The organism is Helicobacter sp. MIT 21-1697, assembly GCF_026241255.1.
GTDB lineage: Bacteria > Campylobacterota > Campylobacteria > Campylobacterales > Helicobacteraceae > Helicobacter_C.
Genome location: NZ_JAPHNC010000028.1, coordinates 1 through 628, shown reverse-complemented (window position 1 = coordinate 628; position 628 = coordinate 1). Strand labels below are relative to the sequence as shown.

At 40.1% G+C, this 628-nt stretch carries 1 protein-coding gene; it reads left to right on the top strand.

What is annotated here, in order from left to right; genetic code table 11:
* On the top strand, window positions 1–628 hold a 628-nt coding region (locus OQH61_RS09465), incomplete at both ends, for a sulfatase-like hydrolase/transferase (RefSeq protein ID WP_266027185.1).

Here is a 628-nt window from a genome sequence, read left to right as displayed (position 1 = left end):
GCTCCTCACGCCCAAACACACGAATCTCTCTCCCTCTCCCTTACTTTTGCTAATCAAGATTCTCAAGGCATTATCGCTCCATCTTCATCTAAGAGGAGCAAAAAGCCCATAATAAAGCCGTGGTATGAATACCTCAATATCATTGATGCCTTTAAGTTAGGAGGTTATCATACAAGAGCTATTTCAAATCAAGAACCTGTAAGTCTCTTTGGCAATGCAGCAGCTACGATTCTTAAAAGGGCTGATGAAGTGAGCTTTGTTAATATCAATGACAAGATGAGCACGACAAAGTTTGATGAAAGCATTATAGAGATTCTGAAAAATGAGCGTGAGAAAGCAATACAAGAGCAAACAGAACAAAAAGAGCAAGAATCCCACAGCGCAGATGAAAATACACAAGAGCAAAATATAGAATCCAACTCAACTCAAAGCCTAAAGCCTACATTCTATGCACTGCACCTAATGGGAAATCACGCGAAATATTACAACCGCTACCCAAGTGAGTTCGCGCATTTTACGCCCAAAGATATGCTTTGCCAAGAGGATAATTCGCCCCAAAAAAGTGCAAATATAGAGGAGAATATGCACTATGATAACTCTGTGCTCTATGGCGATTATATTCTAAGCG